The sequence below is a fragment of the Novosphingobium aquimarinum genome, assembly GCF_009746585.1.
GTDB lineage: Bacteria > Pseudomonadota > Alphaproteobacteria > Sphingomonadales > Sphingomonadaceae > Novosphingobium > Novosphingobium aquimarinum.
The window spans coordinates 44,975-59,868 of sequence record NZ_WRPO01000017.1 but is presented as its reverse complement, the minus strand read 5'-3'; the positions used below and the strand labels follow the sequence as shown (position 1 = coordinate 59,868).

At 65.2% G+C, this 14,894-nt stretch carries 12 protein-coding genes and 1 tRNA gene; 4 read left to right on the top strand and 9 right to left on the bottom strand.

Annotated features, from left to right (window positions below; translation table 11 throughout):
• The first annotated feature begins 142 nt into the window (after positions 1-142).
• Positions 143-218, top strand: a tRNA-Val gene (locus tag GQO94_RS15450).
• A 113-nt stretch (positions 219-331) separates the two neighbouring features.
• Here the strand turns inward: GQO94_RS15450 and GQO94_RS15445 are convergent.
• Positions 332-3,775, bottom strand: coding sequence for an amidohydrolase family protein (locus tag GQO94_RS15445; RefSeq protein WP_156842334.1), 3,444 nt, complete (start codon positions 3,773-3,775; stop codon positions 332-334).
• Between the two features lie 288 nt (positions 3,776-4,063).
• Here GQO94_RS15445 and GQO94_RS15440 point away from each other — a divergent pair, with 288 nt between their 5' ends.
• On the top strand, positions 4,064-4,951 hold the full coding sequence (locus GQO94_RS15440) for an HpcH/HpaI aldolase/citrate lyase family protein (protein ID WP_156842333.1): 888 nt from the start codon (positions 4,064-4,066) through the stop codon (positions 4,949-4,951).
• Positions 4,952-5,128: 177 nt separating this feature from the next.
• On the opposite strand, the gene GQO94_RS15435 is transcribed toward GQO94_RS15440, so the two are convergent.
• The 8 genes from GQO94_RS15435 to GQO94_RS15400 all read right to left on the bottom strand — a co-directional run bounded on the left by GQO94_RS15435 (position 5,129) and on the right by GQO94_RS15400 (position 12,709).
• Positions 5,129-5,749 (bottom strand): LysE family translocator, encoded by a 621-nt coding sequence (locus GQO94_RS15435; protein ID WP_156842332.1) that lies wholly within the window; start codon positions 5,747-5,749, stop codon positions 5,129-5,131.
• Between the two features lie 247 nt (positions 5,750-5,996).
• Positions 5,997-7,067, bottom strand: coding sequence for a GTP cyclohydrolase II (gene ribA, locus GQO94_RS15430; RefSeq protein WP_232332961.1), 1,071 nt, complete (start codon positions 7,065-7,067; stop codon positions 5,997-5,999).
• On the bottom strand, positions 7,064-7,855 hold the full coding sequence (locus tag GQO94_RS15425; RefSeq protein WP_156842331.1) for an exodeoxyribonuclease III: 792 nt from the start codon (positions 7,853-7,855) through the stop codon (positions 7,064-7,066). Before GQO94_RS15425 ends, ribA begins: the two co-directional genes overlap by 4 nt.
• A gap of 274 nt (positions 7,856-8,129) precedes the next feature.
• On the bottom strand, positions 8,130-8,786 hold the full coding sequence (locus tag GQO94_RS15420; protein ID WP_156842330.1) for a LolA family protein: 657 nt from the start codon (positions 8,784-8,786) through the stop codon (positions 8,130-8,132).
• A 43-nt stretch (positions 8,787-8,829) separates the two neighbouring features.
• Entirely contained in the window at positions 8,830-8,997 is a 168-nt protein-coding gene (gene rpmG, locus GQO94_RS15415; protein ID WP_039391223.1) for a 50S ribosomal protein L33, read from the bottom strand.
• A gap of 150 nt (positions 8,998-9,147) precedes the next feature.
• Positions 9,148-9,918 (bottom strand): polyphosphate kinase 2, encoded by a 771-nt coding sequence (gene ppk2 / locus GQO94_RS15410; protein ID WP_156842329.1) that lies wholly within the window; start codon positions 9,916-9,918, stop codon positions 9,148-9,150.
• 39 nt (positions 9,919-9,957) lie between these two features.
• The gene (locus GQO94_RS15405; protein ID WP_156842328.1) at positions 9,958-10,770 is read right to left on the bottom strand and encodes an undecaprenyl-diphosphate phosphatase; all 813 of its coding nucleotides are present in this window, start codon (positions 10,768-10,770) and stop codon (positions 9,958-9,960) included.
• A 109-nt stretch (positions 10,771-10,879) separates the two neighbouring features.
• Entirely contained in the window at positions 10,880-12,709 is a 1,830-nt protein-coding gene (locus GQO94_RS15400) for an ABC transporter transmembrane domain-containing protein (protein ID WP_408636641.1), read from the bottom strand.
• 187 nt (positions 12,710-12,896) lie between these two features.
• Between GQO94_RS15400 and GQO94_RS15395 the strand changes: the two genes are divergently transcribed.
• On the top strand, positions 12,897-14,141 hold the full coding sequence (locus tag GQO94_RS15395) for a polyhydroxyalkanoate depolymerase (RefSeq protein WP_156842326.1): 1,245 nt from the start codon (positions 12,897-12,899) through the stop codon (positions 14,139-14,141).
• A gap of 94 nt (positions 14,142-14,235) precedes the next feature.
• The gene (locus tag GQO94_RS15390) at positions 14,236-14,817 is read left to right on the top strand and encodes a murein L,D-transpeptidase catalytic domain-containing protein (protein WP_232332958.1); all 582 of its coding nucleotides are present in this window, start codon (positions 14,236-14,238) and stop codon (positions 14,815-14,817) included.
• Positions 14,818-14,894 lie beyond the last annotated feature (77 nt).

The window sequence follows — 14,894 nt, the reverse complement described above, 5'->3', positions numbered from 1 at the left end:
TCTGGAACCTCTCAGATCCATCCTGACTCGGATCGGAAAGGCCATACATGGCGAAGCGGATCGCTGGCGCTCCGTACACGTTCTGACCATCCGATGAGAGGCCAGAAGATCGAAGTCGGGAAACGCCCAGGAAACCGGGCGAGGGCGGTTAGCTCAGTTGGTAGAGCATCTCGTTTACACCGAGAGGGTCGGGGGTTCGAGCCCCTCACCGCCCACCATTGTTAAGCGGTTTCATTCCGGTCAAGGTAGGCCGGACTAAGACGACAAGCCTCAGCTTCGTTCATGTGTAGGGGGGCGAGGCAACCGCAGGCTGTCCCCACCCCCCGGAAATTCAATCCCCGTGGCCGTAGCTTTCGGCCAACGTCATGTTCGCGCCGGCACCACCGGCCATGCCCGCTTGCTCCCACCAGTATGCGGTGCGCTGGCGGTTGCCGGTCTCGACTTCGTTCATCGTCAGCGGATCGTACATCCGGCCGCCGAGCATCACGCGGTGGATCTGTTCGGTGTTGCGGATGTTCTGCGTGGGATCGGCATCGAGCACCACCAGGTCCGCCAGCTTGCCGACTTCCAATGAGCCGATGTCGGCCGCCATGCCGAGCGAGGTCGCGGGCATGATCGTCGCTGCGCGCAGGGCTTCGATCGGGCTCCAGCCGCCGCGCGCGAAGCTCCAGATTTCCCAGTGCGTGCCCAGGCCCGCCTGCTGGCCGTGCGCGCCGATCGAGACCTGGATGCCCTTGTCGGCGAGCTTCTTGGCCTCACGCGCCGAATCGTCGTCGACATAGTCGGCGTCGGGCGCGATCTCGCGGCGCATGTTCTGCGCTTGCAGGATCGAGGGCGGCTCGTGGCGCGCCAGGATCGGCTGTTCCCAGACATTGGTGTGCGAGCGCCAGTAGGGATCGCCCGCCGGCCCGCCATACGTCACCACCAACGTCGGCGTGTAGTTCACGCGGGTCTGTGTCCAAAGCTGGATGAAGTCGTCGTAGAACACTTCGCCCGGCACGTTGTGCTCGACCGTCGAGTTGCCGTCCTGGATCAGCGAGACGTCCATCGTGTAAAGCGAACCGCCCTCGGGCACGACTTCCAGCCCCTCGGCCTGCGCGGCGGCGACCACCATCTGGCGCTGCTCGCGGCGCGGCTGGTTGTAGTTCTTCACCGAGTTCGCGCCTTGCGCCTTCAGGCGACGCACCGCGTTCAGAGCGTCCTCATACCCGTCGATCTGCATGTACACGTCCGGGCTCTTGGCGCCGTAGACGATCTCGCCGGTCGAGAAGGTGCGCGGGGCGAGGATTTTGCCGGTGCGCTGCAGCTGCTGCGCGGCGAAGATCTCGGCGGGGCGCGCGGAGGGATCGTGGATCGTCGTCGTGCCGAGCGCGAGATTGGCGATCGCCGACCAGTTCTGCTGCGGGATCAGCTGGTTTTCCGCCTGGGGACCATGCGCGTGGGCATCGACGAAGCCGGGGACGATGGTCTTGCCGGTCGCATCGACGCGCGTCGCGCCCGCCGGGATGCTGACGCTGCTGGCCGGACCCACCGCGACGATGCGATCGCCGCGCACGACGATCGTGCCGTTCTCGATCACGCCGCCATTCGCGTCCGCCATCGTCAGGATCTTGGCGCCAGTGATCGCGACGGCGCCAGTGGGTTTGTCGGCCGGCACCGTCATCGCGAGGTCGAGGCCGCTGGTCGGCGCGACGAAACCCGGCGCGTCCTTTTCGGCAGGCGCGTTGCGGAACAGGTCCTGAAGCCGCGCGGTGTAGAGCGTGGGGCCGAGGCTCCAGTGGATCGTCTCGCCGCCGCGCGACCAGTTGACGAAGTCCGCGCCGTCGCGGCTGATCCGCGTGGCGGGAAGGGCGGTGCCCTTCATGTCGACGCCCGCTTCCTGTCCGCCCGGCATCAGCGGCATGACGAAGGCCTGGTAGTTCTGGTGGAAGGCGACGAACTGCCCGTCGGGCGAAACGACGAAGTCGTTGACCAGATCGCCGGTCGCGTGGACGCGCTTGTCGTTGCCATCGAGGCTGACGCTGGCGAGCTGGTACTTGCCGTCCGCCGCGCCGACATAGAACACGCGGTCGTTCGAGGCGCCGAACTGCGGCTCGCTGCCGTCGGCCATGATCCGGGTCGCTTCGCCGCCGGCGGAGGCCACGCGATAAATGCCGGGATTGTCGCCGCCGCGCGGCGAAGTGAGGTAGCCGCCGTCGCGCTGTTCGAACACGATCGTGCGGCCATCGGGCGAGAAGCGCGGCCAGGCGTAGTGGCCGGGGGTGCGCGTGACCGCCTTGGCCGAGCCGCCGCCCGCCGGAACGGTCATGACTTGCCCGAGGCCGTCGTCGGTCCAGCCGACGAAGGTGACGCTGCGCCCGTCGCGCGACCAGCTCGGCCACAGCTCGAACTGATCGCCACCGTTCGAGACGAGGCGCTTGGCGACGCCGCCGGAGGTCGACTTGGTCCACAGCTTGCCCAGCGCTTCGTAGACCACGCGGCCGCCATCGGGCGAGACGCTGGCCCAGCGCGTCATCTTCGTGGTCACAGTATCGGGCGCGACCTGGACGGTCGGATGCGTCGCATCGGCGATCACGCGGGTGTCATTGACCGCGAAGGGAATTTCCGCCGCGCCGCTACCGTCGGCGTTCACCCGGCGCAGCTTGCCGCCGGCCCAGAACACGATCGAACGGCTATCGGGCGTCCAGTCCATGTTCGGATAGACGCCGGTCACCGCCCAGGTCTCCTGCACGTCGCGGTCGAGGTCGGCGTAGATCTTGCGCTCGGCGCCGGTGGTCATGTCCTTGACGAACAGCGAGGTCTGGCCGCCGTCGCGGCGGACGAACGCGAGCTGCTTGCCGTCGGGCGCGGGCGTCGGGCGGACCGCGCCGCCTGCGCCGGAGACCGCGGTGGTCACTTCGCCGCTCTTCAAGTCATAGCGTTCGATGTTGAACAGGTCGCCGTGCGAATCCTGCGCGTAGATGAAGGTGTTCCCCGGCGTGACGTTGCGCGTGTAGTAGATCGCCGTGCCATCGGGCGCGTAGATCGGCTCACCCAGTTCCTTTTGCAGCGCTTCGTTGGCGCGCTTCACCAGCTTGACGCCGCCGCCGCCCGACACGTGGTAGAGCCACACTTCGCCCGTGCCGAGCGAACGGCCGGTGGTGAAGTGCTTTTTCGCCGCGATGAAGCGGCCGTCCGGGCTCCAGGTCGGCTGGTTGAGCAGGCGGAAGTCTTCCTTCGTGACTTGCCGCTTGTCCGAACCGTCGGCGTTCATGATCCAGATATTGTCGCCGCCGCCGCGATCCGAAGTGAAGGCGATCCGGCTGCCGTCGGGCGAGAAGCGCGGCTGGTGCTCGTAGGCGAGGCCCTCGGCGATGCGCGTGGGCGTGCCGCCGCCGATCGGCATCGTATAGATGTCGCCCAGCATGTCGAAGGCGATCGTCCGGCCGTCGGGCGAGACGTCGACGTTCATCCAGGTGCCTTCGTCGGTGCGGATCGGCACTTGTCGCAGGTTGAGGCCGCGCGGCGCGTTGACGTCCCACTTGGCGGCGTCGGGCGCGCCGGGAGTGCTCGTGACGATATTGGTCGCCGCCGTGGGCGACGGCGCGGGGGCGGGGGTCGGCGCGTCGAGCGGCGGCGGCGGATTGTCTTGGCTGATGATCTCGTCTTCGGGCGCCTCGTTCGGATCGGCGGCGGCATCGTCGGTCACGACGGGTTGCTGCTCTTGGGCCAAGGCGGGCGAGGCGGCCTGCGCGGCAAGGGCAAGGGCCAGCGCGGTCGTCAAGGAAAGCTTCATAAGGAAATGTCTCGCGTGCGACGGAATCTTGTTTCCAGCTTAGCGCCTATTGCGAGGGCGAGACAAGTCGGGCGAGGACGCCGACGTATTTCCATAAGGGCGGCTATCGGACGGACCCGTATACAAGCGACGCGCTTTTGGGTCCGCAACCTAACACTCCGTCATCCTGAACTTGTTTCAGGATCCATCCCGCGCCACAGACTAGATCCCGCTTGCCGCGCGATGGATGCTGAAACGCGTTCAGCATGACGGATTTGCGGGAACTTGAGCCCCAAGCCAGAGGAAGTCATGACCCAAGCCCCCGCCCTCAACATGCGCTCCTGGCTGTTCGTGCCTGGTGACAGCGAACGGAAGATGACCAAGGCGATGGAGGGCGAGGCCGATATCGTCCTGATCGACTTGGAGGATGCCGTCGCGCCCGAAAGCAAGGCCGCCGCGCGCCCGATCGTGCACGATTTTCTGGCGGCCCATCCGGAACAGCGCCACCGCCTCTGGGTGCGGATCAATCCGTTCGACGGGCCTTACACGCTGCGCGATCTCGCCGCGATCATGCCCGCGCGGCCGGGCGGGATCATGCTGCCCAAGATCTACGGTCGCGCCGAGGTTGAGCGGCTTGATCACTGCCTCTCGGCGCTCGAAGTCGCGCACGGGATGGAGCAGGGCTCGACACCGGTGATCGTGCTGATGACCGAGACCGCCGAGGCGATGTTCCACTGGGGCGACTACAAGGGCGCGCCGCGCCTGGTGGCGATGACCTGGGGCGCGGAGGACCTTGCCGATTCGGTCGGGGCGAATTCCAACCGGGACGCGGCAGGCGCTTACACGTTCACGTACGAAATGGCGCGCAGCTTCTGCGTGCTGGGCGCGGCGACCGCCGGGGTTGCGGCGATCGAAACGATCAGCGCCGACTTCCGCGATCTCGATGCGCTAAAGGCGCGCGCCGAAGCCGTGCGCCGCGACGGCTATCTCGGCATGCTCGCGATCCATCCCGCGCAAGTGCCGGTCATCAACGCGGCTTTCACGCCGACCGAAGCCGAGATCGCCGAAGCGCGTGAGATCGTCGACCTCTTCGCCGCCAACCCCGGCGTGGGCGCGATCGGCTGGAAGGGCGGCATGCTCGACCGCCCCTTCCTCGCCCGCGCCGAACGTCTGCTGCGCCGCGCGGGTCAGGCATGATGGATCACAGTCCTTCGACAAGCCGGGAACGTCCGCGTAGAGCGCGATGATGGCAGGTTTCAGGAGGAGTCCCGCATACTGCGCATGTCGCGAGAGTCGAGGTCTTGTGACAGTCTGCTCCATGAGCGCAGAACTCGAAAAGCCGAAGTAACATGCGCTCCGCAAATGGGAACGTCGTCAACGCCTCACAGCAGCCATCGCAATGCCGGCGCCAATGACAGCTCCTCCACCGGCACGCTGCGACCATTTTCTCACATTTGGCCGACGGATAAGCCCTGACGCCGACGAAGCCGTCAACGCATATATCATGTCTGTTGCGGCCGCGATTGCCGTGAACGTCAGCACGAGAATGGCAGCTTGGAAAAGATACGGTTCGTCGACGCGGATAAACTGAGTGGCAAAAGCCATAAAAAATAGAATTGTTTTCGGATGGAAGGTGCCGACCGCGATATTGCTCATGAAGGCCGCTCGGGCGCTGATGGGCCGAGCAGACTTTCCAGTGGAAGAACGCTCATCACTTCTAACAATCGCAATCAAGCCGATGGCTATTAGATACAGGGCACCGATCCATTTCAGTACTGCGAAAGCCAGAGCTGATGTGCTGAGGATAGCACCAGCACCGCTAAGCGAGATTGAGATCGCCAGGGCATTACCTAATGCCATTCCGACCACGGACGCTAATGCCGTGCTCCTGCCTGAACTCATTGCAAAGCCGACGATGCTCGCGACCCCTGGACCAGGAATGATGGCCATCACGAAAGAAGCCGCTGCGAATGCTAGCCAAATATGCAGATCCATCGTTCGAAATCCGGGTCATTCAATAGCGTAGTTCGGACCTTCTGATAGCCGACAAAGCTATCAACTCAATGACCGCAATTGGGACCGAGGTATGCTTGGAATGTCCGAAATGTTGTCGTGTCCGGAAAGGGCCGCTTTCGGGCGCTTTCACGAAAGCGGCCGCCCGCGTCGGGATCGCGGCGGGGCGCATGACGCCAGTCACGGGGTTCCGTCCGCCCGCTGACAGTTTACCGCGAAACCGACTCCCTCAGAGCAAGTGGCCGGTTCGGTCGCGCTTGGTCGAAAGGTAACGTTCGTTGTGCGGGTTGGGCGGCAGCGCGTGGGGAACGCGTTCGGTCACCGTGACGCCTTCGGTTTCGAGCGCGCTGACCTTGGCGGGATTGTTGGTCATCAGCCGGATGCGCGAGACGCCCAGCAAGTCGAGCATGCGGGCCGCGACCGGGAAATCGCGCGCCTCGGTGGGCAGGCCCAGGCGGTTGTTGGCATCCACGGTGTCGAAGCCCTGGTCCTGCAGGCGATAGGCGCGCAGCTTGTTGACCAGGCCGATGCCGCGTCCTTCCTGCCGCATATAGAGCAGCACGCCCCAGCCGCCTTGCTCTGCTTCCGCTGCCATAGCCCGCAACGCCGCGTCGAGTTGCGGCCCGCAGTCGCACTTGAGGCTGCCGAGGATGTCGCCCGTCAGGCATTCGGAATGGAGGCGCACCAGCGGCACGACATCGCCGGTCTGGCGCCCGATCACCAGCGCGACATGCTCGCGCAGATCGTCGACCGAACGGAAGGCGACGATCTCGGCGTCGGGGCTGGCGGCAACGGGCAGGCGGGCCCTCGTGGCGATCTTGAGGCGGCCTGCATCCTTCCACGCGTCGAGGTCGGCGGGATCGACGAGCTGGATGTCCTCGTCGAGCACCGGATCGAACAGAAAGGCGGGCAGCACGCCGGCAAGTCGCGCCAGCTCCATCGCGGTACGCGCTGCCTCGGGCGCCGTGAGCCGTTCCGCCGCGAAGGGGCCCTTCATCGGATGCGTCAGATCGAGCGCGGGATCGGCGAGGGCGCGCGCGGCTTCGAGATCGAACGGCTCGGCCGCGCGAATCAGCACCGGGGCTTCCGGCACCGCCGCTTCGCGCTGGTTGGCGAGTTTGAGCGTGGCCGCGCGCGCTGCGGAAATCAGCATGCGGTCGGCGCGCACGCCCGGAGCGAAACCGGTTTCGGCAGGCAGCACGGTAAAGGCATCGGCAACGCGGATCGGCCAGCCATGGCGCAGCGCATCGATCGCGAGCGCGGCGCGGCGCGGCCGGCCTGCCGGAGCGTCCTCGCTCAGAGGGCGAACTCGGTCACGAGCGGGATATGGTCGCTCGGCTGTTCCCAGCGGCGTGTCGCTTCGACGAAGCGGTGCGACGTGGCCTGCGCGGCCAGCTCGGGCGAGGCCCACATGTGGTCGAGTCGCCGTCCCTGATCCTTCTGGCGCCAGTAGCTGCGGTAGGACCACCAGGAATAATTGCGTTCGGGCGCCGGAATGAACGTGCGGCCAAGATCGTGCCACCCGTGCGAATCCTGAAAGCGGCGCAGCGTCTCCACCTCGATGGGCGTGTGACTGACGACCTTCAGCAAGGCCTTGTGATCGTAGACGTCGCAATCGAGCGGGGCGATGTTGAAATCGCCGGTGATCAGCGTCGGCCGTTCGATCGCTTCGGCCCAGCGCGTCATCCGTTCGAGGAAGTCGAGCTTCTGGCCGAACTTGGGATTGACCTCCCGATCGGCGACGTCGCCGCCCGCCGGAATGTAGACGTTCTCGAGGATCATGCCTTGGCCCGGCCCCAGCAGCTCCACGCCGATGTGGCGGGCCTCGCCGTTGTCCTGCCAGTCATGCTTCGAGAAGTCGCGGAACGGGATGCGGCTCACCGTGGCGACGCCGTGGTAGCCCTTCTGCCCGTGCACCGCGCGGTGGGTGTAGCCCATCTTCTCGAAGGCTTCGTGCGGGAAGAGATGCTCGGCGACCTTGATCTCCTGCAGGCACAGGACGTCGGGCGCTTCCTCGGCAAGGAACCGCGCGACCTGATCGATGCGCAGGCGGACCGAATTGATGTTCCAGGTGGCGATGCTGACCATGTCGGGGCTTTAGGCACCGGAACCGCCGGGGACAAGCACACGCGCAAAGGAAAACCCTCGTCCCGGGGGCAGAGGGACGAGGGTTCCGTTTGCGTTCGTCACGCTTGCGTCAAGTAGTCTTGGTTGAGGCGTGGGCAACAGGGGGGAAACCCGCCTCGGACCGTCTTGACCATCCCTAGATAGGCCTCGCCGGCTTTCTGCCAAGTGAACGATAGGGTCAGACTTGTCGCACTTTGTCGCGGCGGCGCCACGTCCCGCGCCAGTCCGGTTCTGGTCATCGACGAACGCGCGGACGCGGGTCCTTCCAGCGGAATGTCGAGTCCGGGACGGCGATGCCATAGCGGTGATTGGTCAGCCGCACGGTGGTGCGCTTGTTCTGCGAATCGAGCGCCACCCAGTACGACAGCTCCAGCCCACCGGGCGCAGCCGCATTGCGCGTGAAGATCAGGGTGATGACGCCGTATTCGGGATGCTTGCGATCTCGCACTTCGACCGAGATCACGTTGGGATCGCCGGTCGGCTTCAGCGTGCCGAACTTCGCGACATCGCGGCCCGGATCGAGCAGCGCGCCGAGCGGCGAATTGCTGATCGGCCAGCGCTGGACCTGATTGACCTCGTAATCGATCAGCGTGAGCGCCTTGCCGTCGCCGACGATCAGCATCGGCACGCTCTTTTCGTACTGGAAGCGGATACGCCCAGGCCGCTTGAGCGTGAGCACGCCGGACACCGACTGCCCGCTGCGATCGGTCTGGATGAAGTCGGCCTTCAGAGTGCTGATGCCGCGCAGCGCGCTGACGGCTTCGTTCAACCGCGTCTGCGCGCTCGAAGGCGCCGCAACGGCGGTGGATGCGGGAAGGACGGCTGGAACGGCAAGCGCGGCCAAAGCGGCCGCGCCCGTCAGGTTCGCGAAGGATTTCAGAATGCGGTTCATGGGGCTCCTTGTGGGGCCCATGCCTTGAACCGGCACTGAACCCTTACTTGATCTTGGCTTCCTTGAACTCGACGTGCTTGCGCACGACGGGATCGTATTTGCGGAAGTTCATTTTCTCGGTCGTGTTCCGGGGATTCTTCTTCGTGACGTAGAAGAAACCGGTGTCGGCGGTCGAGACCAGCCGGATCTTGACGGTTGCGGGCTTCGCCATGGCGCGTTCCTGTAATATCTGGTTCCGAGCCGAACGTTCGGCGCCGGCGTCGGTTCAATACAATAAAGGCGACGCGCACGCCGCCCTTCAAGCCAGCGGCCCTTGATACATGGCGCGGTGAAAGTCAAGCCGCGCGCGCGTTCGACCGGCTCAATCGAGCGGGAAGGGCGGAATCGGCTGAACGATGTCGAACTCTTCTTTCGCCGGTTTTCCGTCGAGATCGTCCAGGCAAATCTCTGGCGGATCGACGTGCCGGTCGGGGATGCGGTCGAGGAAATCGCGGATCAGGGTCAGTCGCCCGCGCTTCTGATCGTTGAAGTCGACCAGGGTCCAGGGCGCATGCGGCGTGTGAGTCGCGGCCAGCATCGCCTCGCGCGCCTTGGTGTATTCGCGGTACTTCTCACGCGCGGCCAGATCCATCGGCGAGAGCTTCCAGCGCTTGAGCGGATCCTCGAGCCGTTCGGCGAAGCGTTCCTCCTGCTTCTTCTGGTCGCAAGTCAGCCAATACTTGAACAGCAGCACGCCATCGTCGGTCAGCTGCCGCTCGAACTGCGGGGCCTGCGCAAGGAACGCCTGCACTTGCTCGTCGCTGGCGAAACCCATCACCTTCTCGACACCGGCGCGGTTGTACCAGCTGCGATCGAACAGCACGATCTCGCCCGCGGTCGGCAGATGCTCGACATAGCGCTGGAAATACCACTGGCCCTGCTCGCGGTCGTCGGGCTTGCCCAAGGCAACGGCGCGGCACATCCGCGGGTTGAGGTAATGCGAGAAGGTCTTGATGACGCCGCCTTTGCCCGCGGTGTCGCGTCCTTCGAACAGCACCACCACCCGCGCGCCGCTGGTGACGACCCAGCGGGCCATCGCGACCAGTTCACAATGCAGCTCGTCGACCGCCGCTTCGTAATGCTTTTTCTTCATCGCATCGAACCGTGCGCCATCGGCGACGGGTGTGCAACCTCAGCGCATCGACAGCAGCACGATGGCAAGGCCACCGGCGATGATCCGGTACCAGGCGAACGGTCCGAAGCCCGACTTGCTGACGAAGGCGACAAACGCCTTGATGACGACGATCGCGACGACGAACGAAACCGCGAAACCGATCGCGATCTCACCCCAGCCCACGGGTCCCGCGCCCGCCATCAGCGCTTCGCGATTGTCGATCAGTTCGAGCGTGGTCGCGCCGAGCATCGTCGGGATCGCGAGAAAGAAGCTGAATTCGGCCGCCGTGCGGCGATCGATCCCCATCGACAGCGCGCCCATGATGGTGGCGCCCGATCGGCTGACCCCGGGCACCATCGCCAGGCACTGCGCGAGGCCGACGCCGAGCGATTTCATCGCCGGCAGTTCTCCGACCCCGCTCATCGGCCCCGGTTTGGCCACTTTCTCGATCCCCAGAATGGCGATGCCGCCGAGCACGAGCGCCCAGGCGACCACCATCGGGCTGCCGAGCATGATGTCGATGTAGTCCTTGAGCATCAGCCCCAATATGGCCGAGGGGAGAAACCCGAGCAGGACGTTGCGTACGAAGCGCACGCTCATCGGCGCCCATTTGAGCAGGCCCATGCCCACCGCCCAGAACGTGCGCCAATACTGCACCACGACCGCCAGAATCGCGCCGAGCTGGATCACGACGTTGAACACCTTCCATTGCTCGGCATCGTAGCCGAACACCTCGGAGGCGAGGATGAGGTGGCCCGTCGAGGATACGGGAATGAATTCGGTCAATCCCTCGACAATGCCGAGGAGGATCGCAGTGAGCGTCAGGTCCATCGCCGCGAAGACATGACGTGCCGTGCCGACAAGTCAAGCAGCGGCTGCTGCGTTGCGGAATGAAACGAGACCGATGCGGCACCAACGCGGTGGCGACCGCCCGGACGCTTCATTCGAAAGGCATGACTCGGGGATCGTCGAACTGCAGCGAGGCAAGTCGCGCATAAAGCCCGCTGCCGGCGCTCAGGTCGGCATGGGTGCCTTGCTCGACGATGCGCCCTTGATCGAGCACGATGATGCGGCTCGCCTTGCGCACGGTGGCGAGGCGGTGTGCGATCACGAGCGTGGTGCGTGCTTCCATCAAGCGTTCGAGGGCGTCCTGCACGAGTCGCTCGCTTTCCGCATCGAGCGCGCTGGTGGCTTCATCGAGCAAGAGGATCGGCGCATCGCGAAGCAGGGCGCGGGCAATCGCCATGCGCTGGCGCTGGCCGCCGGACAGCCGCGCACCGTCCTCGCCCAGAAACGTGTCGAGGCCCTCCGGCAGCTCGCGCAAGAAGCGATCGGCGTTGGCGGCTTGGGCGGCCTCCCAGATCTGCGCGTCGCTCGCGTTCCAATTGCCGTAGCGCAGATTGTCGCGCGCGCTTGCCGCGAACAGCACGCCTTCTTGCGGGACGAGCGCGATTCGCGAGCGGATCTCGGCGGGATCGGCGGAGACCAGCGGCACGCCGTCCATCTTCACCGTGCCGGCCTGCGGATCGTAGAACCGCTCGGCAAGCTGGAACAGCGTCGACTTGCCCGCACCCGAAGGGCCGACGATCGCGACGGTTTCGCCCGGCTCGACCTTGAGACTGAAATCGGCCAGCGCGGCGATCTCGGGCCGCGAGGGATAGCGGAACGTCACGCGCTCGAACGCGATTTGGCCGCGCGGCGGCACCGGCAGAGCTTGCGGCCGCGCCGGAGGAGTGATCGTGCTGTCGGCCTCCAGCAATTCGGCCAGCCGGCTGGCCGCGCCCGCGCCGCGAACGAGATCGCCGTAGACTTCGGTCAGCGAACCGAACGCGCCGGCGACAAGGCCGCCGGTCACCACGAAGGCCGCGATCGTGCCGCCGGTGATGGAGCCTTCGGCCACGCCGATCGCGCCGCGCCACATCAATAGCGTGATCGACCCGAAGATCAGCATCATCACCATGCCGGTCATCACCGAGCGGATGACGATGCGGCGCTTTGCCGTGGTAAAGGTCCGTTCGACTGCGCCGGAAAACCGCTCCTGCTCGCGCCGTTCCTGATTGAAGGCCTGCACGACCTTCAGTGCGGCGAGCACTTCGGTGGTCATCGCGCCGATATCGGCCACGCGGTCCTGACTGGTGCGCGAGACGTTGCGCAACCGTCGTCCGAACCAGCTGAGCGGCAGGACCACGCAAGGGATCGCGATCACCAGTCCCAGCGTGAGCTGGGGCGCCAGCGCGAACAGATAGATGACACCGCCGACCGCCATGATCGCGTTGCGCAAGGCGACCGAGACGGTGGTCCCCACGACCTGCTCGACCACGGCCGTGTCGGCCGTCATGCGCGAGGAGATCTCCTTGGGGCTGTTCTCTTCGAAGAAACTCGGCGCCAGGCCCAGGAGATTGCGCTGCACGGCCAGGCGGATGTCGGCGACGACGCGTTCGCCCAACCACGAGACCGTATAGAAGCGCACCGCCGTGCCCACGGCCAGCACGACGATGATCATCAGCAGGTATTCGAACCAGCGGGCGATGTCGGAAGGATTGCCGCCCTCGCCGAAGCCACGGTCGATGATCAGGCGAAACCCGGCGGGAATGGCCAGCGTCGCCAGCGCCGTGACGATCAGCGCGGCGATCGCGGTGGCGACGCGTCCGGGATAAGCCAGCGCCGCGCGGTAGACCATGCGCAGCGGGCCGAGGCTGCGCCGGGGCGGCGCCGCCGCTTCGGCTTCGTCCCGGTGATCCGCCTCTTTCGAGGCAGTCTCGCTGGCCATCGTGGCGTCCATCGCAGGCGCCTTACAGACTCTCCCGCCAAAGCGAAAGAGCGATGCCGCCGCGGCCTTGTCTGGCTACACATAAGGCTTGGTGACTCTTTTGCCGCATTGCACAATGATGCGCTAATGCCCATTTAGGCGCGCGAAATATCGCGGCCGCAGCCGTTTCAGGAGGTAACCCGAACCCATGCTCTACAACGCTTACGAGTTGCAACGCACCATGTTGAGCAGCGCGGCCGCCATGGCCTCGGTCAGCGCCCAGCTGCTTTCCAACCCTATGCTTCCCTTCGGCTATTTCGGTCTGGCCCCGGTCCTCGGTTCCGCGCTCGACGTGTTCGCCCACATGGCCACGCCGCGCGGCAAGCCGGCCTTCAACATCGAGAGTGTGACCGTCGGCGGCAAGACGCACGGCGTCACCGAAGCGATCGTGCTGCACAAGCCGTTCGGCAATCTTCTGCGCTTTACGCATGACGGCCTGCCCGACGACGCGCCGAGCCTGCTGATCGTCGCGCCGATGAGCGGACACTATGCCACGCTGCTGCGCGGCACCGTCGCCCGGATGCTCGAAACGAACGTCGTCTACATCACCGACTGGGCCGATGCGAAGCTGGTCCCGACTCACGCCGGCCGGTTCGATCTCGACGACTACATCGACTATATCATCAGCTATCTCGAATTCATCGGCCCCGGCACCCACATGCTCGCGGTTTGCCAGCCTTCGGTGCCGTCCTACGCCGCGGCAGCGGTGATGGGCGCCAACCAGCACCCGTGCCGGCCCGCGACGCTGACGATGATGGGCGGCCCGATCGACACGCGCGAGGCGCCGACCAGCGTCAACGATCTGGCCATGCAGCGTCCGCTCGAATGGTTCGAACATTCGGTGATCGCCACGGTCCCGCTGTCCTATCCGGGCGCGGGCCGGAAGGTCTATCCCGGCTTCCTGCAGCTCGCCGGGTTCTTCTCGATGAATCTCGGCAACCACATCATGAGCCACTACGCGATGTTCAAGCATCTCGTCGAAGGTGATGGCGAAAGCGCGGACGCGACCAAGGGATTCTATGACGAGTACCGTTCGGTCTGCGACATGACGGCCGAATTCTATCTGCAGACGATCGAGCACGTCTTCCAGAAGCATTCGCTCCCCAAGAACCAGTTCGTCCACCGCGGTCAGCGGATTGATCTCGGTGCGATCCGCGACACCGCGCTGCTCGCGATCGAGGGCGAGAACGACGATATTTCGGGAATCGGCCAGACGCGCGCCTCGCTGCACCTGGCAAAGAATCTGTCCGAGGCGAAGAAGCGCTATTACCTCGCAAAGGACGTGGGGCACTACGGCATCTTCAACGGCAGCAAGTGGCGTAATCGAATCGCGCCGGTGGTCGAGGAATGGATCGCGCAGAACAGCCGGCCCGCGCTCAAGGTGGTCGCCTGAGGCGCGACGGCGGTACTGGCGAACCGCCCGGCGAGTTGCTATCTTGGACGCGATGTCGAAAGGTTTGAACCGACGCGAGATTCTGGGCGGAGCAATGGCTGCGGGCCTTACCGCAGCCTTGCCGTCTCGCGCATTCGCCGTGGCTTCGCCCCTTTCTCCGTACGAGCGGCGCGTCCTCGATGTCGCCAAGGCCCAGCAGGAGCGAGTCGCGAGCCGTCTGTGGCGCAACGATCTGGTCGGCATTGCCGATTACGGCCTGCCCTCTTGGAAACCGCGCCTGCACTTCGCCGATCTCGAGAAGGGCACCATCCGGTCGTTCCTGACCGCCCATGGTCGCGGCTCCGATCCCGAACACAGCGGCTGGCTGCAAAGCTTCTCCAAGGAACCGGGGTCCGAGGCGACCTCGCGCGGCGCGTATCTCACGTGCGAGTGGTACACCGGCAAGTACGGCACTTCGATCCGTCTGGTCGGCCTCGATGCCGACAATTCGACGGCGCTCGACCGGCTGATCGTCATGCACCCGGCGTGGTACGTCGATGATGCCATGATCGAGAAATGGGGCAAGATCGGCCGCAGCGAAGGCTGCTTCGCGATGAGCCAGCCCGATTTCAACGAGGCCTTGTGGCACCTTTCCGGTGGCCGCCTGCTGTTCGCGGATCGCATCGGCGAAGGTTGAAGTCGCCGGTTCGAGGCGTGCCAGGTTGAATCACTCTGGTGAGCTGGCCTTCTTTCTCTCCTTCGTCATGCTGAACT